Here is a 21,245-nt window from a genome sequence, read left to right on the forward strand (position 1 = left end):
GCGTGGGTTTCACCCACCCTACGTTACATACTCGCCACGCCTGATTGACCGATGGACCGTTGAATATGGCCACGCGTCGGGCCGCTCGACAAACCCGTGTTTCACGGGGTTCCAATGGCAATACTCGACATGGGCGGCGAAATCCGCTTCGTCGCGGATGCAATGCTCCCAAAACCGCCGTTGCCAAATGCCGCGTTCATTTTTGCGCGCCTTGCTGGCACTGACAGATACGGGGTGTGGACAGTGACGGGTGAAAGTCGATTTGATTTTCTTCCAGCGAACTGAGAAATCAGCGTCTCCGTCAGGCAATGTCCACACTGCATGAATGTGGTCCGGCAGCACGACCATGGCGTTGCAGGTCACCGGGTGCTCCGCTACGACCGACGCATATGCAGATCGTAAAAGCTCAACTTCACGTATCAGCAAGTCTGACCCACGGTCTGCCAAGTTAACGGTGAAGAAATAGGTGCCTCCTGGCACGTAGATGCGTCGGTATCTGCTCATGATTTGATATTGTGTGATCACGGTAAACAAAAGATTGCCAGTGCTGGGTGCGCGGCCTAAACCACCCCCATGACATGCCCCCTTTGCACAGTAGATGCCCCGCTCGTCGCCGTCCCTGTAACAGGCGGCCCCGCTGACGCGAGCATCGAGATTTGCGCCCTGTGTGCTGACCCGCAAACGCCTGCCGATCACTTCCGCCCCATCGCGTCGACCATGTGGACCGAGGATGCAGCGCTTCAGGTCTATGCCGCGCGGACGCTCAAGCGGCTCGACACCGATTGGTCGCGTGATTTGCTGGATCAGCTGTACCTTGATGACGAAACCCAAGCATGGGCGGATAATGTCACGGCCGAGGTTATCCATACCGACAGCAACGGTCAGGTCCTCAGCCAAGGGGACACCGTTGTGTTGATCAAGGATTTGCCCGTCAAAGGCGGTGGATTTACGGCCAAGCGCGGCACGGCGGTGCATAAGATATCGCTGGTTGCGGATAATCCGGCCCATATCGAAGGGCGCGTCGAAGGGCAGCGGATCGTGATCCTGACCGAGTTCGTGAAAAAGCGCTAAACGCGGTCAGGCGGCGGCCAAATTCGCGGGCGTCGCACCACCGTCCAAAAGCGTTGCAAGGCAGCGTTGCGTGAAATCCCAGATCGCTTGGTCATGCACCAGATGATGGGTCAGAAACCCCGCGGGTTCGGCCGCGTCGGTGATCCCTTGCCTGCGGTCCTGCAGCAGGTTCACGATATGCGCGATCAGCTCCTCCGGCGGGACAAGGCCACGCCCGCCGCGCCAGAATATCGGATCGATATGGGTGTTGATCTGGGCAAGGCCGGGGGCTGCCCATTTGGATTTGCGCGGCAGATAGGTCGACACGGCGGTATAGCCCAGCGGTGCAAGCTGGGGCAGCAGGGCCGCGTCGATGCGGTTCCAAGGTGGCACAAAGACGGGCAGGTAACCTTTGCCAAACAGCGCGTTCATCCGGGCCAGCGCGCGTTCAGCGTCGTTTAGAGCGGTGTCGCGCGGATGACCGAATTCGGCTTTCTTCTGCCCTTCCGGCGCGTGGCTGATGTGCTGCCAGCCATGAACAAGCGGGACGACCATTTCGTGATCGGCGCAGAACAGCGGCAAGGTTGCTTGCGCGTGTTTCGGGATGACGGCCAAGTGGACGTGCAGATGCAGCGCTTCGGCCATTTCGGTTAGCCGCTCCAACGCTGGCGTCGGTTCAATGGCATCATCATCGCGCCACCATATCGGCAGCGGGCGCTGCTCTGCCCGCCATATGGACAGCTCAGCCGTCAGGGGTGCCCAGTCTACTCGCATCGCTGATCCTCGTGCATTTCCTGCGTAATCTGCACGGTCTGTGCCGCCCCATCAAATCCGTGGTCGCGGGGGGCGCGCTTGGGGGCGTTCAGCACCGCCGTTACGGCGTTCAACAGCGTTGCCGCATCAAGATTGGCGTTACGCAGAACGGTGATGCCTTCGAGTTGCGCCAAGGCATCTGCGCGCAGCCCCTGTTCAACCTCGCTGCCTGCATCAAAGGGAATGAACACCGCACGGGCACCGCTTTGCAGGATGTCCAAGGCGGTGTTGTACCCGCACAACGATACCGACGCGGCGGCGTGATACAGCATCTGCCGGAATTCAGGCCGTGCGGGTTCGATGATGACATTTGCCGGCGCATCGCACATCAGATCGCCGCTGCGTTTTGCGGCGTCTTGCCCGCCGAGTAACAACCGCCATTGTCGTTTTTCAGGGTCCTGTTTCGCAGCGGCAAGGGCCGTATCAAACACATGCTGCCCCACATCACCGCCGCCCGCGCTGACGATGATTTCGTCTGTGCCCAGCCCATCCGTATGCGGCGCGGCGGCGGGCGGTGCCACATATCCGGTATAGCGCAGCTTGCCAGCCAAGGCGTCCGACACGGGCCAGCTGAGCGACAGGGGGGCGACCTCTGAATCTGAATGGACCAGCACTGCGTCATAGAACTGCGCGACCAGATCATCGGCAAGGGTCACCTTGGCGGGCTTGGAGGGCGGCGCAAGGATGTCGCGTACCGAGGCGCAGATCAGCGGACGACGGGGCAGGTCCTGTGCGGCGTGCAGGAGGGCCGTGAATTCAGCCCTTAGGATACGTCTGCCAAAAGGGAACAGCTCGGTGATCAGAACATCGGGTTGCTGTGATTGAACCGTGTCGATCAGCATCTCGATGCGGGCGTTAAGCAAGGCGGTGTCAGCCTCGTTGCCATCACCATCCAGCAGCCGGGCAAAATTCACCCCATCCGACCGAAGCGGCGGAAGCTGCACCATTTCCACGCCATCGTTTGACAGTTGCGGCGCGCCCATCCCGCCCGAGATCACGATGGTTTCATGCCCTGCGTCGCGATATGCGCGCGCCAGTGTCAGGGCGCGGGCCAGATGGCCGGTGCCCAGCAGATGCGTGACGACGATGCAGATTTTCATACGCGGTGTTCCAGTCGGATTTGGTCGGGGGATGCCTGCCATCCGGCGGGGTCGATCTGGACTAGATATAGGCGGTTCCGTTTGATCTGAAAGGGAGGATCGCCCTTGAAATTCCATCCCATCGCATGGGCCAGCAACACCCGCATGACGCCGATATGGCACACGGAAACCGTATCATGGGTCAGGCCATGGGCCCAGGGGATCAGCCGGGTGCGCAGATCAGCCGGGCTTTCGCCGCCGGGGGGCGTGTAATCCCAGCCCCAATATTCGATGTCACGAAATCCGCTATTTGGGTCGGATTTTAGGTCGACGCCGCACAGGCCTTCCCATTTGCCCCAGTCCATCTCCATCAAGGCGCGGGTGGTCTCGGGTGGCCTGCCAGCAACCAGTTTGGCGGTTTGCACAGCACGGGCCAGCGGGCTGGATACCAGATCGGCGCTGTCCCATGGCGCGGGTAGGCGCAGCCCGGCAAGCTGGGCGCGCGCATCATCATCCAGCGGAATATCGGTGCGCCCTTGGATACGGCCCGCGCGGTTCCAATCTGTATGGCCATGGCGCAAAAGGGCGAGCTGGATCATCGGACTACTCCGCATTTGGCGAGACCGGAAAATAACGTTGCCGAGGCGGCGGGCAACAGGTGATGCGCGGCTACGTGGGCTTGGGCTTTACGTCCCAGACGGTGTCTTAGCGCCGGGTCAGACAACAGCTTCTGCAAACGAGCGGCTAGGGGTGGGGTGCCTTCTTCGGGATCGGGATAGTCGCCGGGGGCCAGCACGTCACGCACACCGGGGCGGTCTTGCGCCACCACAGGCAAACCCGCTGCCTGCCCCTCAAGATAGGCCAGACCAAAGGCTTCGTTCACGCCGGGCCAGAACAACAGCGACGACGTGCGATAAACGTCAGTCAGTTCATCGGCATCCAACTGACCCAAGAACTGCACCGCGGGGCCAAAGGGGGGCATCAACGCTTCGACGCGTGCGCGCGCGGCACCATCCCCTGCAATGCGCAGCGACCAGTCGATGTCGGGCAACTGCGCCAATGTCTCGGCGATGATCCGATAGGAGGCGAGCTTGTCCCCCTCGCGCAGCATACCAACGGCCAGCATGGGGCCATCGGGCGCAGTCGCCGTATCGACGCTGTCACGCATCAGAAACGGGGGCAGGTGGATTAGCTGTTGGGTTCCGGCGCGGTCACGTTCAAGCGTTTCGGCGTCGCGGTGGGTGAAATAGAATATCACATTTGCCGCGTCGCTGGCGGCTTCGGCGGCGCGGGCAAATTGCGCCCAAGGGCCGGTCAGGCGCTTGCGCGCGCGGGATGCTTCGATCAGCAGATAGGGAATGCCTAGATGCCGCGCGACGGATGGGCCGATCAGGTCAGGCGCTTTGTAGTAGTTGTGATAGGTGATCCAAGCCTGCCATCCCTCTGCCCGCCCTACGCCGCACAGACGGGTGATTTCCCCCTGTGCTTGATCCAACAGCTGGGTTTGTAACCCAGCATCGCCGCTCCCGTCGCGGGATCGCAGGGGCGAGGCCAAAGTGACAGTCGCCCCGCCATATTCCAACGCGGCAATCAACCCCCGGGCCATCGCGCGATCCCCTGACGGGGTGGGATGATCGGGGGCCTTTAGCGGCGCATAAAACGCAAGACGCATCAGGTCTCGGGGGACAGCATCGCCCCAAGTCGTTGGTAAAGATCGGCAATGCCGGGTGCCATGGTGAATTCAGCGTGCAGACGTTTATGCGCGGCCTCGGCCAGCCGCGGCCCCAGTTCCGGATCGGCGGCGAAACTTTGCATGGCTTGGGCCAGTGCGGCGGGGGCATCGTCGCTTAGAATGCCGCTGGTGCCGCTGTCGATGAATTCGGGGATTGCGGACACTGGCGTGCTCAGGATCGGGAGCTTTTGGCTCGCGGCCTCCATCAAGACATTTGGCAAACCGTCGCGATCGCCGTCCTTGGCGATCCGCGAGGGCAGCACGAATAGGTCGGCCTTGCGCATTTCGGCAATCACCTCGGGCTGGTCGCAGGCACCGCGCCAAGTGATGCGGTCATTGATGCCGTGGGTTTGGGCGCGGGCTTTCATTTCGTCTGACAAGGTGCCGCCACCGATATGGGTCCAGTGCCAATCAAGCGTTTCGGGCAAAAGCGCCAGCGCGTCGATCAAATTATCGAACCCTTTCTTTTCGACCATGCGCCCGACCGACATCATTTGAAAGGTGTCAGTTACGCCGCGCACCGCGCGGGCTGGCGCATCGGGAAACCGCGACAGATCAAGGCCGTGGTAGACCAAATCAATCCGCTTTGGATCGGCGGCCAGATCGCGCAGATGCTCCGCACCAAACGCGGTGCATGTGGCCCCGAATGCAGCGCCATGTGTTGCGGGGTTCAGCTTTTCGCGCAGCTCCCATTCGGGCGAGGTCCAGATGTCCTTGGCATGGGCAGAAAAGCTCCACGGGAGGCCGCGCAAGATTGCGGCATAGCGGGCGACCGATGATGGCGTGTGCAGGAAATGAGCGTAGATGCCGCGGGTGTCTGCGGGGAGTTCATGTGCCATGACGCAGGCCTGGCCAAAACGGCGTTTCCGGTTGGGGGTGTCGTCGCGGGCCAGATCACGTTCAAAGGCGTCAAGCGCTTGGGCATAGCCCGGCATAGCTTGTGCAGCTTCGCGGGCGGCAGAGACACGGGCTGGATCATCGCGGAGATATTCGGGCAGATACCGGACCTGGGCATTTAGGCGGTCATGCAGCGGGTGGGTTTTCGTGTCGGTCGGGTGGCGCAGCGACCAGATGTCGAATCGCAGGCCAGCTTCCTCAAGTGCGACGAGCTCTTGGGCGATAAAGGTCTCTGACAGGCGCGGCCAGCCTTTGACCACAATGGCAAGCGGGGCACCGGTCATTTAGCGGCATCCATCAGCGCGGTGCCACGTTCAATGACCACTTTCAGCCCGTCCAAAATGCCATCTGATCCCGCTTGGGACGGTTTGTTTTGATGGGGCAAGTTGCGAATGGCCGAGATCATGGCATCGGCGGTCATGCCATCGCGGTTTTCATCCAGCATCCGCACAAGGCCCAATTCCTCGGCGCGGCTGGCCCTGATCCACTGCTCAAGCCGGGGCACGGTGCGCGGTACGATCACGGCACGTTTGTCAAAGGACAGCACCTCGCAAAAGGTGTTGTAGCCGCCCATGCAAACGACGCCTTCGGCACCGACGAACAGCGCCTCGATCCGGCTGTCAAAGCCTACGGCCGTGACACGACCGTTCAGTTTTTCCACTCGTGCATCAAATGCCTCGCGGGTGTCGCCGGACAGGAACGGCCCATAGATCAAAACGGCATTCGGCGACAGATCAGGGTCTTTTTCATAGGCCTCTAGCACCAGCGATACCATTGCGGCACCATCGCCGCCGCCACCGGGGGTGATCAGAACATAGGGGTGTTCTGGCAGGTCAACCTCGTCCGTGGTTTCGCGGCGCAGGTATCCTGTCCAATGCATCCGGCTGCGGGTTTCGTCTGACAGGGCCAGCCCCTTGGTCGGGTCATAGATATCGCGGTCGCCATAGACCCAGATTTCATCATAGAATTCTTCTGTCGCCTCGATGGCGTTTTTACGTTCCCATTCGGCGGCCAGCACCTTGGGTTCGTCCAAGACATCGCGCAGGCCCAGCACGGTTTTGGTCGTGCCATGGTCGCGCAGCCATTCAAGGCTGGGCAGCAGTTCACCGCGAAAGCCTGATGGCTCTTTATCGACGATGAGCAAATCGGGTTCATATTTTTCGATGGCGGTCTTGATCAGGCCGGACCGCAATGATGTGATTTCGTCAATATCCAGCCCCAAGGTTTGCGACACATAGCTGCCATCGGCCAGCTTGGTCACACCGGGCAGGCGGATGTGATCGACGCGCTCGGGAAAGGTAAAACGCCCTGCGACGGGCGATCCGGTCAGAATAATGGCCGATGCGGTTTCATCGCCTTGGGTAAGCGCCGTTGCCAAAGCCCGAGACCTGCGTAAATGGCCCAGACCGAACGTATCATGGCTGTAGAACATGATGCGGTGCGAAGGCTGGCCCTTGCGGCTTGGTCTCGTGGGCAATTGGCTCATGCGCCGATCCTAACTTGGTCTGGAAGCCTTGCGGCACAGGTTACTTCCTGTGTCGCCAAAGAACCCCTAAATGTCAAAAATAACTTTGCCGATACGGGCAAAACTGCGCGGTCTGATATTCAGCTTATGCACAGATGCAAACCGCGCAGGCATCTGTACGGTTCCGCCGCGTAATGCAAGGCTGATCATATGAGGGTCCTTCGTCAGGTTTTGCGACGGCTACGCGTGGTAAATGGTTAACATCACTTTGCCGATTTGGCACGATTCAATAGGTCTGGGCACGCGAACGACCCGCTTGCGACTAGGACCGGCAGTTAGTTCCATATGGCGCGATTGCAATGGGTGCGGCACTGGCTTAGCGTCTTTTGAGGTATTTTGGCGACAGCGAGGCGGTATGCGGCACATTATTTCAGTGTTTTTGCTGTTACTGTTTTTGATCCCTTTTGCAGGTCAGGGCGACGCACAAGGGCTGCAAACCCTGTTCCCCACAGCTAAGTCCGACACCAGCGACGAAGACGCCCGCGTTCAAGAGATTATGAAGCAGGCCGCGGAAAACGGTGTGGGCGTGGTGGTCATCGACAGTAAGGGCAACTTGCTGAACCAGACGGATGCCGCAGCCGCGCCGACTGATCTGGCGGGGGCCAATGATCCGGGGGCAGAGCCGCAGCATTCCGCGCTCATGGCGCTCCAAGAGCGCACGAACGGCTTTCGCAAGGCCCTGATCCAACGCATCATTCAATTGCCCGATGCGATTAACGAAGTTCTATATATCCTGCGCGCCGCCAGCCCTGACGGGACGCTCTGGGCCTTTGGCAAGGCGCTGCTGTATTCCTTGATCCTGTTTGCCATCGGCGCGATTGTCGAACTACAGATTTTTGCCAGATATTTTGCACGGCAATTTGTCACCTCGCGTGTTTTGGAAAAACCCGTCGGCTATGGCGAGAAAATGCCATTCTTGGTGTTCCGATTTTTCATGGGCGTCATGGGCATCCTGGTGTCAATGGCCGTGGCCTATATGTTGGGCGCGATCATTTTCGGTAGCCTTGAAGACACGGCGATGCAGTTCACCGTCACGCTGATTAATATCGGCTATTTTGTATGCCGTTTCTTTGCAGTGCTGTGGCGGATGATCCTATCCCCCTTCCTGTCGCAATATCGCATCCCGGTGTTCAGCGATAAAGATGCAAGACGTCTGCACCGCTGGCTGTGGATTTTGGCCAGTCTTGATACATGCGCCATCCTATTCGGCGTCTGGATTGGGGAGTTGGGCCTGAACTATGACGTCTATGCATTCATATCATCGCTGCTGTCTGCGACGATCGTGTTGGCCAATATCCTGATGGTGCTGGTGAACAGGCGGGCGATTTCAAACGCGCTGCGCCACGGCAGACCGGTGGAAGAGGTCAGCGTTGTCGCGCGGATCCTGTCGAAGATTTGGGCACCGGCTGTTATCGTCTATGTCCTGTTCGCATGGGTAGAGTTGACCTATGATCTGGTGCTGGCCAACCCCAGTTCCATTCCTCTGATCGCGGGTGCCTACGGGATTTTGGTGTCGATCATTGTGGTCTACGGGGCCATCAACTTTGCCATTGAGCGTGGTTTTGCGCGGGCGCGCCACATGCGGCGGCTGAACGAGATACGCAGCGAACAAGCGGCGGCGCGTGACGCGATGGAGGATGGTGCGGACACCGTTGATGGCACCTCGACTATGCCAGAGGCTGAACGTCTGTTCGAGGCCGAAGAAGAGTCCCGCGCGATGATGCCCCCGCGCCGGACGCTGAACACCTTTGAGGCGCTTGCCAGACGGGTCGCGGCCATTCTGGCCTTTGTCGCCGGGGCCTATGCGTTCTTTTTTATCTGGGACAATGAAAGCGCGCAGATTGTCGAAAGCCTCGCGGACCGGCTGCTGGATGTCATGGTCATCATCTTTATCGGCTATATCATCTACCATGCGTTCCGGATCTGGATTGATACCAAGATCGAAGCCGAAGCCGGCGATCAACCCGCCGCAGAACTGGGCGACGAGGGGAGCGGTGCATCCTCGGCCAGCCGCCTTGCGACGTTGCTGCCCTTGTTTCGGAACTTCATCCTGATTGTCGTCGTTGTCACGATCGTGCTGATTGTGCTGATGGAATTCGGCATCAACGTGGGGCCCTTGTTCGCGGGTGCCGGTATTGTCGGCGTTGCGGTTGGGTTCGGGTCTCAGGCGCTGGTGCGTGACATCTTTGCGGGGGCGTTTTTCCTGTTCGATGATGCGTTCCGCAAGGGGGAATATCTGGACGTTGGTGGGGTCAAAGGCACCGTTGAAAAAATTTCGGTCCGGTCCTTTCAACTGCGCCACCATCTGGGGCCACTGCATACTATTCCGTTTGGCGAATTGCAGGTCATGACCAATTATTCCCGCGACTGGGTGATTATGAAACTGCCCTTGCGGGTGACCTATGACACCGATGTGGAAAAGGTGCGCAAGCTGATCAAAAAGCTGGGCGTTGAACTGTTGGAAGACCCGGTGATCGGCGAGAACTTTATCCAACCGCTGAAGTCACAAGGCGTGATTGAAATGCAGGATTCCGCGATGATCATCCGGGTCAAGTTTATGACCAAACCGGGGGATCAATGGCTGATCCGCAAACGCGTCTACGAGGAAATTCGATCCCTGTTTGAACGCGAAGGCATACGCTTTGCCCACCGCGAGGTCACGGTGCGTTTGGCCGATGGAAAGGTGGATGATCTAAGCGATCAGGAACGCAAAGCTGTCACCGCTGCCGCGCAAGCATCCCTCGAGGAAGACCAGCTAGACGCGCCTGAAACAAACGGCGACGACCGCTAACGGCGGTGTGATCGAGTTCGAAATTGAAATGGATGTGGCGCGGGCTATCTGAGGTTGTAGTTTAACAGGAGGTTCCAATGACACAGTCCAGACGTACATTTCTAACCACTTCTGCCGCCACCGTTGGTGCGATTACCATGCTGCCCTATGCCGCGCAGGCCGCCGCCCATGGCGGCAACACCTTTCCTGCTCAGGGCGGCGACATTACAGTGCACCCCGTCGATCACGCGTCCTTTGTAATGGAGACGCCGATTGGCGTGATCTATAATGATCCGGTGGGCGATGCCGCAAACTATGCCGATTTCGCGACCCCCGATCTGGTTTTGATCACCCATGAACATGGTGACCATTACAATGCAGATACGCTGGCCGCTGTGGTTGGCGAAAACACACAGATCATCACGAACCCCGCCGTTTACGAGATGTTGCCCGAGGCGTTGAAAGCCAAGGCAAGTATGGTCGCCAATGGCGAAACCGCGATGTTTAAAGACCTGAGCATCGAGGCGATCCCGGCGTATAACACAACGCCAGAGCGCGCGAAGTTTCATCCGATGGGGCGCGATAACGGGTATATTCTGAACCTGCCCGGTTTCCGGGTCTATATCTCGGGCGATACCGAAGGCACGCCAGAGATGCGGGCGTTGGAGAATATCGATTTGGCGTTCGTGTGCATGAACTTGCCCTTCACCATGGACGCGGCAGCCGCTGCGGCGGCGGTATCAGCGTTCAAGCCGTCCTTTGTGTACCCCTACCATTTCCGCGGGCGTGACGGTGGCACACAGGACCCGGCAGAGTTTGCCAAGATGGTCGCGGCGGGTACCGAAGTGAAGATCGCGGGCTGGTACTGAGTTTTGGTTTCCGGTTGCCTTTGGCAACCGGACCGACGCGGGGGGCCAGCCCCCCGCACCCCCCGGGATATTTATGAGCCAGAGAAGCTGATTTAGGTTTTGTAAGGGTCCAGGCAGGCACGCAGGCCGTCGCCAAGGAAGTTGAACGCTAGGACGACTACGATGATCGGCAGCATTGGAATGGCGGTCCACCAGTAGATTTCGATACTGGCCAGGTTTTGCGCATCGTTCAGCATAACGCCCCAGCTGACGGCTGGTGCGCGCAGGCCAAGACCAAGGAAGCTGAGTGCCGTTTCGCCAAGGATCATCGCCGGAATGGACAGGGTCGCGCTGGCAATCAGGTGGGACATGAAGTTGGGCAATAGATGTCTGCAAATGACCCGTGTGGGCTTAGCCCCCATCATTTCGGCGGCTTTTACATATTCCTCTTCGCGCAGGCTTAGAAATTTGGAGCGGACGGCACGGGCGAGGCCGGGCCAATCCAGAATGCCCAAGATAATTGATATGACGAAGAAGACCGAAACCGGGCCCCAGTTCGACGGCACGGCGGCGGAGAGCGCCAGCCAGAGGGGAAGTTCAGGCAGCGAGCGCAGCACCTCGATCATGCGGTTCACGATCCAGTCGGTCTTGCCGCCGAAATAGCCCGCGAGCGATCCAAAGAAGATGCCCAGTGCGAAGGAAACCGTGATCCCGATCAGACCAACGGTGAGAGACAATTGCGCGCCGAATAATATCCGGCTGAAAACATCGCGGCCCAATCGATCAGACCCCCACAGGAACACGGTCGCCCCTTCAGGTGCGCAGAACAGATGGGTGTCAGAGGGGATCAGGGCGAAGATATGATAGGTTTCGCCTTTGCAGAAGAATTCGAGAGGGCGCGGTTTGGTTTCGTCTGTCTCGTAGACCCAGCGAAAGTTCACCAGATCAGCGGTGCCGGCTGTTTCATAGACATAGGGGCCGATGAAGTCGCCCTCGTGCCACAGGTTAATGCTTTGTGGTGGGGAATAGAGATGTTCGGCGTTACGCTCATTCGGCGTGTAAGGTGCGATGAAGCCGGCAATCGGCAGGATCAGATAGCAAAAGGCCAGAAACAGCCCCGATACCAACGCCAGTTTGTGGCGGCGGAATTTGCGCCACATCAGCCGCGCGACCGATGCATCCATATCGGAGCGTTCGGGCGCGGAGAGGTCAACCACATCCGTCCACGGTGTGGTGTCAACAAAGCGGTTGTCGGGTTGAATGGCCATTATCCACGCGCCCCATAGCGAATGCGTGGATCAAGCAGGACCAGCAACATGTCTGAGATCATCGTGCCGATCAGCGTGAGCAGGGCCACGAACATCAGGATAAAGGCAGCAAGGAACTGATCCTGGGATTTGAGCGCGATCAGCAGCGCTGGGCCGATGGTTTGCAAGCCCAAGACGACAGACACCAGAACCGAGCCTGAAATCATCGCGGGCAGCAGGTTGCCGATGTCGGCCACGAACGGATTGAACGCCATGCGCAGCGGGTATTTTGCCAACAGCCGCGCAGGGCCAAGCCCTTTGGCCTTGGCCGTATCGACATAGGGTTTATCCAGCTCGTCCAGCATGTTGGCGCGCAGCCGCTGCATCATCGCGGCTGCGCCTGCAGTCCCGATGACAAAGGTCGGGACAATCAGATGCAGCAGGATGGATTGCACCTTGGCCCATGACATCGGTTGGCCCTCAAGCTCCGGCGCCATAAGGCCGCCAATGGGCAGGTCGAAATAGCGATGCCCGTAGTAGAACAGGATCAGCGCCAGCAGAAAGTTGGGCGTGGCAAGGCCAAGATAGCCGATAAACCCGGCGGTGTAATCGACCCATGTTTCAGACTTGGCCGCTGCCAAAACCCCCAAGGGCAGGGCGATGAGATACACAAACAAGACCGCCGCCAGATTGACCAACACCGTCATCCACAGCGCATCGCCCACGATTTCCGCGACGGGGCGGTCAAATTCGAACGACCAGCCAAAGTTGCCTTGCAGCAACCCTGCGTAGCCTTGCGGGCCCGGGGCGGCACCGGCCCAGATCAGGTATTGCTTCCAGATGGGTTGATCCAAGGAATATTCGCGGCGCAAGAATTCGGCCTTTGCCACGCCTTCGGCCTGACCTGTGGCGCGCAATTCGGCTATCTGGTTTGATAGATAATCACCCGGTGGCAGGTTGATGATGACAAAGACCAGAACCGACACGACCGCGAGGGTCAGGAGCATGGTGATAAAACGCCAGACTGCGTATCTGAGAAAAATCATTTGCTCACCTGTACGAGAGGGTCTTTGAAATAGAATTCATCAATGCGGTGGATGCCGAAATGCGCACCGGGGTCATAGGCCCAAACGGCGTCCTCCGGCACGTTCATCAGGCGGTTTGATACGACAACGGGCTGGGGGGCCTTTGACAATACCCCGATGGCATATTGCTGATCGGCATGGATCGCGAGCATGCGTTCCCAGATTTTCGCGCGCTCTTGAGTGTCCTCGGCGCGGGTCCAGTCGTTTGCCAGATCCATCAGCTCTTGCGCGGGCTGCATATCGGGGGCTTCACCGGATTGGCCCATCGTCTGATAATATTGCCCCCATTTGGGCCAGGCAAAAAATTCCTGGTTGGTGGGGGCCAGATATTTGGGCGATGTTGCCGGGCCGGGGATGCCATTATCCCAACCGAACCAAACGGCGGCCATCGTGGTGCCTGCGTAAATACGGTTGCGCAGAATGTCGCGGTCGAGCGGGCGCATGATCAGACGGATGCCAAGATCACGCCATGTGTCGGTGATGATGGCCAGCGCGTTTTCTTCCTCGCTACGTTCGCCGGCGGTTTCCACGACGAATTCCATGGGCCGGCCATCGGGTAGTTTGCGCAAGCCCGATGGCATGCGTTCGGTCAGGCCCATGTCATCCAACAATGCGTTTGCAGCGTCGATGTCGAACGCCGCCCATGCATGTAAATCGGCCTCATTAAACAGCGGGCTTTGCGGCAGTGCTGTCATCCCGCCCTCTTGGGCGAGACCAAAATAGAGCGCGCGGTTGATCATCCGGCGATCGATACCAAGGCTGAGCGCGCGGCGGAACCGGACGTCGCGCATCACCTCGCGCCACACCGGGTCAGCAAAATTCAGGTTGGGGTAAATGGCGATCTGGCTGGCGGCACCATTGGCCCATAAAAGGACCTTGTATTTGCCGCCGTCAACCTCGCCCTTTTTCAAAATCGAAATGTCAGGAAAATCCAACCCGCGCGCTTGAAGATCAACTTCGCCCGCATTGGATTTGGCCGCGATCAGGCCGCCGCCGACAATATCCATATTCACCACATCGATATAGGGCAACTGGACACCACGGCTGTCGATACGATGGTAATACGGGTTTTTGACAAACAACTGACGCGACCCGTCACTATTGCTGGTGTTAATCCAAGGCTGCAATGTCGGCTGTTGCGGGTTGTCGAATTTGTACATGCTATCGCGCTTGTTGTGCAGCGCGGCCCAGCTTTTGACCCGGGCGTTTGTGACCTCTTGGAACAGGCTGTCGGGGTCGGCAAAGTCTAGGTGGAACTGTTTGAGATAATGGGCGGGGCGATAGATGAAGGGCGGGCTTGCTTGTGCAAGAAGCGGCAGGAAATCGGGGTTCGGGTCGTCCCATTCAAAGACTACGGTCAGCGGATCAGGGAATGTGACGCGGCCCAGCTTTTCCTCGACAAACATGAAATCAGGCGGGCCACTGGGGGTGATTTCGGTGTTGTTAACGACCTTTTCCCACCAGTATTTGAAATCATCCGACGTAAAGGGGGCACCGTCCGACCAGCGATGCCCGTCGCGCAGGTGCAGCGTATATTTGCGACCCTCTTCGACATCGACAGCTTTCAGAATGTCGGGGGCCAGCGAATAATCGGGCTGATAGCCGACCAGCCGGGCATAGCCATAGACGACCATTTGCCGTATGTCCTTGGACCGCGATACCAGGGTGCGCAAGGTGCCGCCTTGGGTGCCGAAACGACGCCCCTTCGCCGCCAGATCGACGATCAGCGGTTCGCGGGGCAGGCGGGCCTCAATCGGGGGCATATTGCCGCTGTCGACCTCTTGCGCCCAGAACGAGCTTTCTTGGAGAGGCGGCAACGTTGGTTGCGCCCAAAGCGGCGAGGTGAGGAGCGAAAGGGCAAGGGCAAGCTTACGCATGGCATCTGACTTTGTGACCGGGTTCCAATTCGCGCAGCGCAGGTGCTTGCATCCCTTCAAAGCGGTAAGCCTCGGGCCACAGGCGCGGCGATCCGGCCCCTTTGGCCACCAGATCAAGGTCGATCGGGCGGCTGATGTCAGGCTCTGGCTGGGCGGCAATTAGCGCTTTGGTATAGGGATGCTGCGGATTGTAGAACAACGTGTCGGGGGCGGCCTGTTCAACGATGACGCCCGCGCGCATTACCGCGACCTCGTCCGCGATCCGCGCCACAACGGCCAGATCATGGCTGATGAACAGATAGCTTAGATTGGCACGTTCGCGGATGTCTTCGAGCAGCGAAAGGATTTGATCTTGGACAGACACATCCAGCGCCGATGTCGGCTCGTCACAGATCAGCAACTTTGGGTCCAAGGTCAAAGCCCGTGCAATCGACAAACGTTGACGTTGCCCGCCTGAAAAGGCGTGGGGAAAACGGCGCATCATGCTGGCGTCGAGGCCGACCCAGCTTAACATCTCGGCCGCTTTTTCGCGGCGGTCTGATGCGGACCCGATGCCGTGAATTTCCATCGGTTCGGTCAAGGCCTGTTGGATGCGCATCCGCGGGCTAAGGGATGAATAGGGGTCTTGAAACACCATCTGCGCTTGGCGCTGAAACGCCGTGCGTTCGGTGCTGTTCATGGTGTGAACCGGTATGGCATCTGCGTTTTTGTCCGGCCTGAACAACACCTCGCCACCCAGATCGGGTGTCTCGGCACCCATGGCGATCCGTGCGCAGGTGGTTTTGCCGGACCCGCTTTCACCGACAATGGCTAGGGTTTTGCCCCGCTCGACTTGCAAGTCAACGTTCTGACAGGCTGGAATGCTGATCGGTTTGCGCCAGGCCCCAGCCCGCATTGTATAGGTTTTCGACACGTCGCGCAGATCAAGGATCACATCATCATGCTTGGGCGCACGGGCGGGTGTCGCGACCTGCGGGATCATCGGGGCGGCTGCAAACAGCTTGGCCGTATAGGGATGCGCCGGTGCGCCCAGCACGTCTGTCGCGGTGCCGCTTTCCATCACGCGGCCCTTGTTCATGACGACGACCTGCTGCGCCATATTGGCGACCACACCCAAATCATGGGTGACAAGGATCACCCCCATGCCGGTTTCTTTTTGCAAGCTGCGGATCAGGCCCAAAACCTGCGCCTGTGTGGTGACATCAAGGGCTGTTGTCGGCTCGTCCGCGATCAGCAATTCGGGTTTGGCGACCATGGCCATGGCGATCATCGCGCGTTGGCGCATGCCGCCTGACATCTCAAACGGATAGCTGCACCATGCCCGTTCAGGATCCGCAAACCCGACCTGTTCGAACTGTTCCAGCACGCGGCGCTTGGCCTCGGCGCGGCCCATGTTGCGGTGCAGCCACAGCACTTCGGCCACTTGATTGCCCAAGCGGTGCAGCGGCGACAGCGCGCGCATCGGTTCTTGGAAAATCATCGAAATACAGTCACCGCGAATGTCGCGCATCGTCTTTTCCGGCAAAGACATCAGATCGGCAGACCGGCCTTCACCGTAAAAGTTGATGGAGCCACTGCGCAATTGCGCAGCATCGGGGAGAATGCGCAGGACAGACCGACAGGTCAGCGTCTTGCCAGACCCGCTTTCACCGACCAAGGCCAGTGTTTCGCCTGCGTTCACGCGAAAGTTGACGCCATCCACAACCGAAGGGGCGTCGCCGAACCCGATTGCCAGGTCATTCACTTCCAACAGGACAGTCATTTGGATCCAAAAGCGTTAAAACATGTTGTCACACGATTGAGTGAAGCCGATAAACTGTTCTGCGTCTAGGGGCCTTGGTCTTTAACCTTGGGGCACTACCTATGAATGACCCGAGCAGTGAATGCCCTAGTGGCAAATAAGAAAGAGAGCCTAAAAAATGAGTCGTCTGGATCTATTTATCGATCGCATGGTGTCACAGCGCGCCTGCCTTGATCACGCCGCTGAAATTACTGCTGGCCAACCCGGCCCGGTATTCGAGCTGGGCTTGGGGAACGGACGCACTTTCCACCACATGCGAGAGATCATGCCAGAGCGTGACATTTATGTTTTCGAGCGGGAAATCGCGTCGAACCCCGACAGCACCCCGGCAGAAGATCGGGTGCTTCTGGGGGATGTGTATGAAACACTTCCTGAGGCGTTGAAACGGTTCGGCGCAACAGCGCGGCTTATTCATGCAGATTTGGGTGGTCATAATCTGGCGAAAAACGATGCCTTTGCGCGGGCTATATCGCCGTATATCGAACCGCTTCTGGATCGCGGTGGTATCATGGTGTCAAGCGACCGGATGTATTTCGACCACCTGCAAGAGATTCCCTTGCCCCCAGGTGCGGTCGAGGGGCGTTGCTTTCTTTATCAGCGCGGCTGATATCGCGCCGACCGTCTAAAAGTTGAAAAAATAGCAGAAATTCGCGTCCCACACGTAAAATCCGTGTGGGCGCAATATCCGCTTGCGCGTTCCCATCTCCGGTTCTAGGTTCCGCCGTGACATAGTGAAACCAAGTTTTACATAGTAAAACAAATTTCTTGGGAGGGAAATTCATGTCCTTTATCAAAAACCTATCTTTTGCCGCCGCCATGGGCTTTGCCGCATCGGTTGCGGGTGCTGAAACCGTGTTGATCCACGGCGAAGCTGGCCCAAACCGCGGCGCGCGCGCAAATGCATTGCAGTGGTTCGCCGACCAAGTGGCCGAGCGTTCGTCCGGCGATCTGCGCATGGACATCCAATGGGGCGGCGCGTTGTTCAAAGCAAACGCAGCTGTGCAATCCATCGCCGATGGCGTTGCTGACACCGGTTCCGTGATCGCCGTCTATTACCCGCAAGAGATGGCCGCCTATGGCATCGCCGATCTGCCCGTCAACAACCCTGACGCTTGGGTTGGTATGCGCGCCACAGACGAACTGATGCGTACCAACGAAGCTGTCGCTGAAAACCTTGCCGAAAAGAACCTTGTCTATATCGGCACATGGACCACCAGCCAGGTTAACATCGGCTGCAAAGGCGACGCGATCCGTTCGGTTGCAGACATCGAAGGCAAGAAAGTTCGCGGTGTTGGCGCATACGGCAAAGTGTTCGGCGAAGCAGGCGCGAACATGGTCAACATGTCAATCTATGACGCGTACCAAGGTCTGGACACCGGCCTGATCGATTGTAGCCAAGGCTATTCCTATGCTGTTGCCGCGTTGAAGCAGGCAGAAGTTATGGACAACTACACCATGCTGAACTGGGGCCAAGTTGGCGGTGTCGGCATCTTTATGAACAAAGACATGTACGATTCCCTGACAGCCGAGCAACAAGAGGTTCTGACCACAACAGGCGCAGATATGGCTGACGAATTTGGCCGTATGATCACCATCGCCAACGACAAAGCCATTGCATCTATGAAAGAGCAAGGCGTCGAAATCATCGAGCTGCCCGCAGAAGAGCGCGCAAAGCTGGTTGAGGGCGGTCAAAAGTTCCTGGCTGCTTGGGTCGAAACAGCTGCGGCATCAGGCCTTCCGGGTGATAAGATGCTGGAAGACTACACCGCATTGATCGCTAAATACACGCAAGAGCGTGATACAAACGGCTATCCTTGGGCACAGTCCGGTAACTAAGCACATATCTTGAGGGAGGGACGGGACCATGTTGGTACCACTAGAGAAAATCCTGCTGGGGTTGGGCGCGATTGCGGTCATCCTGTTGGGGGTCTTGATTACAACCAATGTGGTCGCGCGTGCTGTCTTTTCCTCAAGCGTGCCTGACAGCGTCACCATGGTGCGGGAATTGATGGTCGCGGCCATCCTTCTGCCCCTTGGTGCCGCGACGGCCAACCGCGCACATATCAGTGTCGCGTTTATTTCCGATCAGTTTGGGCCACGGTTGCGGTCCTGGCTGATTGTCATGGGGTCGGTGATGGGGCTGATTGCCCTGGCCGCATTGCTTTACGCTGGCACCCGCGAATTCCTAAGCGTTTGGGAAAAAGGCAGCTTTTTCTACGGCGACCTGAACCTGCCGAAATGGCCCGGACGTCTGTTGTTTATCATTGGCATTGGGGCCTGTTGGCTACGTCTGGCCGAACTGGCCATCCGTGACACCCGCACGCTTTTATCGGGCGGTATCGTATCGGACGAACAAAACCACACAATTGATGCCGTTGCCGAACAGGAGACGCTGTAATGGATGCTGCAACCATTGGTCTGATCGCGTTCGGCGCGGTCCTTTTCTTGCTGGCCATGCGCGTGCCTATCGCCTTTTCCTTGGCGTCGGTCGCGACTGTCGGCACCTTCTTTATCTTTGCGTTTCGCACCGGCACCTTCATGCCCGAACGTGCCATTCGCGCCACCACATCCATGGTGTTTTCAAACTCGTTCGACCTGATCCATTCCTATGATCTGTCGATGATCCCGCTGTTTGTGGCACTGGGGCATATTGCCTATCGCGCCGACATCACGACCAAGATTTACCACGCGGCCAAGGTCTGGCTGACACGTCTGCCCGGTGGGGTCGCCATGGCGTCCGTCATGGGTTGTGGCGGTTTTTCGGCGATCACGGGCAGTTCGATTGCTTGCGCGTCGACGATGGGCCGGATTTGCACACCCGAGATGCTGCGCATGGGCTATGACCCGCGTCTTGCGACCGCATCGGTGGCCGCAGGCGGCACATTGGGGTCGCTGATCCCGCCATCGGTGTTGTTCATCATCTACGGTATCTTCACCGAAACCTCGATCTCGTCGCTGTTTCTTGCGGGCGTTCTGCCGGGCTTGCTGACGCTGGCGGGCTTCATCCTCGTGATCGCGGTTTGGGTTTGGTATTCCCCCGAAATTGCACCGCCAACCGACGTGCGCTATTCCTCAAAGGAACGCCTTCAGGCGGCCATTGAGAGCTGGCCCGCGGTCATGCTGTTCGTCCTGATCATCGGCGGCATCTACGGTGGTATCTTTACTGCTACCGAAGCGGCAGCTGTCTGCGTGGTCGCGGCCACCCTGATCGGTTTTGCCCAACGCAAACTGGACCTGCGCGGGTTGTGGGAAGCGGTCAAGGAAACCTGCATTCAGACATCGGCTATTTTCTTTATTGCAGCGGGTGCCAAGATTTTTGTCGCTTTCATTGCACTGACCAACGTCGCCCCCATGATCGTGAATGTGGTGTCTGACGCCCAGCTGTCTGTTGTGGTTCTGATGCTGGCGATTGCGGTGATCTATCTGGTGCTGGGCATGTTCCTTGATCCGATTGGTATCATGGTTTTGACCCTGCCGCTGATGATCCCGCTGGTCGAAAGCTATGACCTGAACCTGATCTGGTTCGGTGTTGTGGTGATCAAGCTGCTTGAGATCGGGTTGATTACCCCGCCGGTTGGTCTGAACGTATTCGTGATCGCCAACGTCGTCGGCAAAGACGCCCCGATTGACAAAATCTTTGCCGGGATCACGCGGTTCCTGAGTGTGGACTTTATCGTGCTGATCCTGATCATGTCGTTCCCGATGATCTCGTTGCTGATCCCCTTGGGCGCGCGATGACGTCGGAAGGGACAGATCGCAAGTTTGCGAACACGCTTGCCCGTGGGTTGGCCATTCTACGGGCCTTTCGGGCAAGCGACAGTGGGCTGACACACGCGCAGATATCTGACCGGACGGGCCTGCCAAAACCCACCGTGTCGCGGCTGACCTATACCCTGTGCGAATTGGGGTATCTTAGCCACGGCGGGCGCAATGACAGGTTCCGTTTGGGGCCATCGGCCATTGCGCTTGGGTCTGTTGCATCCGTCGCGGTCAACTTTCTGGATCTGGCATCTGACGCGATGCAAAAGCTGGCCGATGACACGGGCACGCTGGCGCTGGTTGCGGTGCGTGACGATTCTAAAATGTTGCTGGTGCGCACGTGGCGTCCGCGCAATGCATCCACCATCTGGCTTGAACCTGGACACCGGATTCCGGTGTTTGGGTCGTCCTCTGGCATGGCCGTCGTGGCGTCACTTGGCCAAGAACGCTTTGCGCAGTTGACGCCTGAAAAGGATATGCGACAGTTCCGCTCGGAGGGATATTCACAATTGGTCGAGCATGGTTTCACATACGCACTCAAGGGTACGCGTTATGCCAGCACCATAAATGCCGTAAGCGTTCCCTATTTCGCCGAGGAATTCGGCGAACCGGTGGCGTTTACCTGCGGGGCAATGCCCAGCGATTTATCCGATGACCGGATCCGAGACGAAGTCGGCCCCGCGCTGCGCGATCTGGTGCGCGCACTTGAACAACGCACAGGCCGCACTCCGGCGCTTAGCCGCCGCGACTAAAAGAACAGAC

General features: G+C 58.4%; 19 protein-coding genes. 8 read left to right on the forward strand and 11 right to left on the reverse strand.

Going from position 1 to position 21,245, the window contains the following annotated elements; all coding sequences use genetic code 11:
* Nucleotides 1-18 precede the first annotated feature (18 nt).
* Entirely contained in the window at nucleotides 19-504 is a 486-nt protein-coding gene (locus AADJ11_RS05630; RefSeq protein WP_341233546.1) for a transposase, read from the reverse strand.
* Between the two features lie 69 nt (nucleotides 505-573).
* Here AADJ11_RS05630 and AADJ11_RS05635 point away from each other — a divergent pair, with 69 nt between their 5' ends.
* Nucleotides 574-1,071 (forward strand): alkylphosphonate utilization protein, encoded by a 498-nt coding sequence (locus AADJ11_RS05635; RefSeq protein ID WP_341233547.1) that lies wholly within the window; start codon nucleotides 574-576, stop codon nucleotides 1,069-1,071.
* A 6-nt stretch (nucleotides 1,072-1,077) separates the two neighbouring features.
* Here AADJ11_RS05635 and AADJ11_RS05640 read toward each other — a convergent pair whose 3' ends face one another.
* Genes AADJ11_RS05640 through AADJ11_RS05665 form a run of 6 tightly spaced genes read right to left on the reverse strand, consistent with a single transcriptional unit; the run spans nucleotide 1,078 to nucleotide 7,057 of the window.
* Entirely contained in the window at nucleotides 1,078-1,824 is a 747-nt protein-coding gene (locus tag AADJ11_RS05640; protein ID WP_341233548.1) for a polysaccharide deacetylase family protein, read from the reverse strand.
* A complete protein-coding gene (locus AADJ11_RS05645) occupies nucleotides 1,815-2,963 on the reverse strand; it encodes a glycosyltransferase (protein ID WP_341233549.1) in 1,149 nt (382 codons plus the stop codon). Before AADJ11_RS05645 ends, AADJ11_RS05640 begins: the two co-directional genes overlap by 10 nt.
* Nucleotides 2,960-3,541, reverse strand: a complete 582-nt coding sequence (locus AADJ11_RS05650) for a histidine phosphatase family protein (protein WP_341233550.1) — start codon at nucleotides 3,539-3,541, stop codon at nucleotides 2,960-2,962. The genes AADJ11_RS05645 and AADJ11_RS05650 overlap by 4 nt, the downstream gene beginning before the upstream one ends.
* Nucleotides 3,538-4,614: a glycosyltransferase family 4 protein gene (locus tag AADJ11_RS05655; protein WP_341233551.1), complete on the reverse strand. Its 1,077-nt coding sequence runs from the start codon at nucleotides 4,612-4,614 to the stop codon at nucleotides 3,538-3,540. The genes AADJ11_RS05650 and AADJ11_RS05655 overlap by 4 nt, the downstream gene beginning before the upstream one ends.
* On the reverse strand, nucleotides 4,614-5,855 hold the full coding sequence (locus AADJ11_RS05660; protein WP_341233552.1) for a glycosyltransferase: 1,242 nt from the start codon (nucleotides 5,853-5,855) through the stop codon (nucleotides 4,614-4,616). Before AADJ11_RS05660 ends, AADJ11_RS05655 begins: the two co-directional genes overlap by 1 nt.
* A complete protein-coding gene (locus AADJ11_RS05665; RefSeq protein ID WP_341233553.1) occupies nucleotides 5,852-7,057 on the reverse strand; it encodes a glycosyltransferase in 1,206 nt (401 codons plus the stop codon). The genes AADJ11_RS05660 and AADJ11_RS05665 overlap by 4 nt, the downstream gene beginning before the upstream one ends.
* Nucleotides 7,058-7,451: 394 nt before the next feature.
* Between AADJ11_RS05665 and AADJ11_RS05670 the strand changes: the two genes are divergently transcribed.
* Complete coding sequence (locus tag AADJ11_RS05670) at nucleotides 7,452-9,887, forward strand: mechanosensitive ion channel domain-containing protein (RefSeq protein ID WP_341233554.1); 2,436 nt, start codon at nucleotides 7,452-7,454, stop codon at nucleotides 9,885-9,887.
* Nucleotides 9,888-9,964: 77 nt separating this feature from the next.
* On the forward strand, nucleotides 9,965-10,735 hold the full coding sequence (locus tag AADJ11_RS05675) for an MBL fold metallo-hydrolase (RefSeq protein WP_341233555.1): 771 nt from the start codon (nucleotides 9,965-9,967) through the stop codon (nucleotides 10,733-10,735).
* 92 nt (nucleotides 10,736-10,827) lie between these two features.
* On the opposite strand, the gene AADJ11_RS05680 is transcribed toward AADJ11_RS05675, so the two are convergent.
* From AADJ11_RS05680 to AADJ11_RS05695, 4 genes are read right to left on the reverse strand one after another with little or no spacing between them, the layout of a single operon-like run.
* Nucleotides 10,828-11,982 carry an ABC transporter permease gene (locus tag AADJ11_RS05680; protein WP_341233556.1) on the reverse strand — a complete coding sequence of 385 codons (1,155 nt, stop codon included), beginning with the start codon at nucleotides 11,980-11,982 and terminating at the stop codon, nucleotides 10,828-10,830.
* Entirely contained in the window at nucleotides 11,982-13,007 is a 1,026-nt protein-coding gene (locus AADJ11_RS05685; RefSeq protein WP_341233557.1) for an ABC transporter permease, read from the reverse strand. The genes AADJ11_RS05680 and AADJ11_RS05685 overlap by 1 nt, the downstream gene beginning before the upstream one ends.
* On the reverse strand, nucleotides 13,004-14,923 hold the full coding sequence (locus AADJ11_RS05690; RefSeq protein ID WP_341233558.1) for an ABC transporter substrate-binding protein: 1,920 nt from the start codon (nucleotides 14,921-14,923) through the stop codon (nucleotides 13,004-13,006). The genes AADJ11_RS05685 and AADJ11_RS05690 overlap by 4 nt, the downstream gene beginning before the upstream one ends.
* Entirely contained in the window at nucleotides 14,916-16,685 is a 1,770-nt protein-coding gene (locus AADJ11_RS05695; protein ID WP_341233559.1) for an ABC transporter ATP-binding protein, read from the reverse strand. The genes AADJ11_RS05690 and AADJ11_RS05695 overlap by 8 nt, the downstream gene beginning before the upstream one ends.
* Nucleotides 16,686-16,842: 157 nt before the next feature.
* Here AADJ11_RS05695 and AADJ11_RS05700 point away from each other — a divergent pair, with 157 nt between their 5' ends.
* The 5 genes from AADJ11_RS05700 (at nucleotide 16,843) to AADJ11_RS05720 (ending at nucleotide 21,235) form a co-directional block, all read left to right on the forward strand.
* Entirely contained in the window at nucleotides 16,843-17,331 is a 489-nt protein-coding gene (locus AADJ11_RS05700) for a class I SAM-dependent methyltransferase (RefSeq protein WP_341233560.1), read from the forward strand.
* Between the two features lie 173 nt (nucleotides 17,332-17,504).
* Nucleotides 17,505-18,560, forward strand: coding sequence for a C4-dicarboxylate TRAP transporter substrate-binding protein (locus AADJ11_RS05705; protein ID WP_341233561.1), 1,056 nt, complete (start codon nucleotides 17,505-17,507; stop codon nucleotides 18,558-18,560).
* A 28-nt stretch (nucleotides 18,561-18,588) separates the two neighbouring features.
* Complete coding sequence (locus AADJ11_RS05710) at nucleotides 18,589-19,122, forward strand: TRAP transporter small permease (protein WP_341233562.1); 534 nt, start codon at nucleotides 18,589-18,591, stop codon at nucleotides 19,120-19,122.
* Nucleotides 19,122-20,462: a TRAP transporter large permease gene (locus AADJ11_RS05715; protein WP_341233563.1), complete on the forward strand. Its 1,341-nt coding sequence runs from the start codon at nucleotides 19,122-19,124 to the stop codon at nucleotides 20,460-20,462. Before AADJ11_RS05710 ends, AADJ11_RS05715 begins: the two co-directional genes overlap by 1 nt.
* Complete coding sequence (locus AADJ11_RS05720; protein ID WP_341233564.1) at nucleotides 20,459-21,235, forward strand: IclR family transcriptional regulator; 777 nt, start codon at nucleotides 20,459-20,461, stop codon at nucleotides 21,233-21,235. The genes AADJ11_RS05715 and AADJ11_RS05720 overlap by 4 nt, the downstream gene beginning before the upstream one ends.
* Nucleotides 21,236-21,245 lie beyond the last annotated feature (10 nt).

The sequence above is a fragment of the uncultured Sulfitobacter sp. genome (assembly GCF_964021855.1).
GTDB lineage: Bacteria > Pseudomonadota > Alphaproteobacteria > Rhodobacterales > Rhodobacteraceae > Sulfitobacter.

Coding starts and splice junctions, on each gene's coding strand:
- AADJ11_RS05630 (WP_341233546.1), bottom strand. CDS start 504: ATGAGCAGATACCGACGCATCTACGTGCCAGGAGGCACCTATTTCTTC.
- AADJ11_RS05635 (WP_341233547.1), top strand. CDS start 574: ATGACATGCCCCCTTTGCACAGTAGATGCCCCGCTCGTCGCCGTCCCT.
- AADJ11_RS05640 (WP_341233548.1), bottom strand. CDS start 1,824: ATGCGAGTAGACTGGGCACCCCTGACGGCTGAGCTGTCCATATGGCGG.
- AADJ11_RS05645 (WP_341233549.1), bottom strand. CDS start 2,963: ATGAAAATCTGCATCGTCGTCACGCATCTGCTGGGCACCGGCCATCTG.
- AADJ11_RS05650 (WP_341233550.1), bottom strand. CDS start 3,541: ATGATCCAGCTCGCCCTTTTGCGCCATGGCCATACAGATTGGAACCGC.
- AADJ11_RS05655 (WP_341233551.1), bottom strand. CDS start 4,614: ATGCGTCTTGCGTTTTATGCGCCGCTAAAGGCCCCCGATCATCCCACC.
- AADJ11_RS05660 (WP_341233552.1), bottom strand. CDS start 5,855: ATGACCGGTGCCCCGCTTGCCATTGTGGTCAAAGGCTGGCCGCGCCTG.
- AADJ11_RS05665 (WP_341233553.1), bottom strand. CDS start 7,057: ATGAGCCAATTGCCCACGAGACCAAGCCGCAAGGGCCAGCCTTCGCAC.
- AADJ11_RS05670 (WP_341233554.1), top strand. CDS start 7,452: ATGCGGCACATTATTTCAGTGTTTTTGCTGTTACTGTTTTTGATCCCT.
- AADJ11_RS05675 (WP_341233555.1), top strand. CDS start 9,965: ATGACACAGTCCAGACGTACATTTCTAACCACTTCTGCCGCCACCGTT.
- AADJ11_RS05680 (WP_341233556.1), bottom strand. CDS start 11,982: ATGGCCATTCAACCCGACAACCGCTTTGTTGACACCACACCGTGGACG.
- AADJ11_RS05685 (WP_341233557.1), bottom strand. CDS start 13,007: ATGATTTTTCTCAGATACGCAGTCTGGCGTTTTATCACCATGCTCCTG.
- AADJ11_RS05690 (WP_341233558.1), bottom strand. CDS start 14,923: ATGCGTAAGCTTGCCCTTGCCCTTTCGCTCCTCACCTCGCCGCTTTGG.
- AADJ11_RS05695 (WP_341233559.1), bottom strand. CDS start 16,685: ATGACTGTCCTGTTGGAAGTGAATGACCTGGCAATCGGGTTCGGCGAC.
- AADJ11_RS05700 (WP_341233560.1), top strand. CDS start 16,843: ATGAGTCGTCTGGATCTATTTATCGATCGCATGGTGTCACAGCGCGCC.
- AADJ11_RS05705 (WP_341233561.1), top strand. CDS start 17,505: ATGTCCTTTATCAAAAACCTATCTTTTGCCGCCGCCATGGGCTTTGCC.
- AADJ11_RS05710 (WP_341233562.1), top strand. CDS start 18,589: ATGTTGGTACCACTAGAGAAAATCCTGCTGGGGTTGGGCGCGATTGCG.
- AADJ11_RS05715 (WP_341233563.1), top strand. CDS start 19,122: ATGGATGCTGCAACCATTGGTCTGATCGCGTTCGGCGCGGTCCTTTTC.
- AADJ11_RS05720 (WP_341233564.1), top strand. CDS start 20,459: ATGACGTCGGAAGGGACAGATCGCAAGTTTGCGAACACGCTTGCCCGT.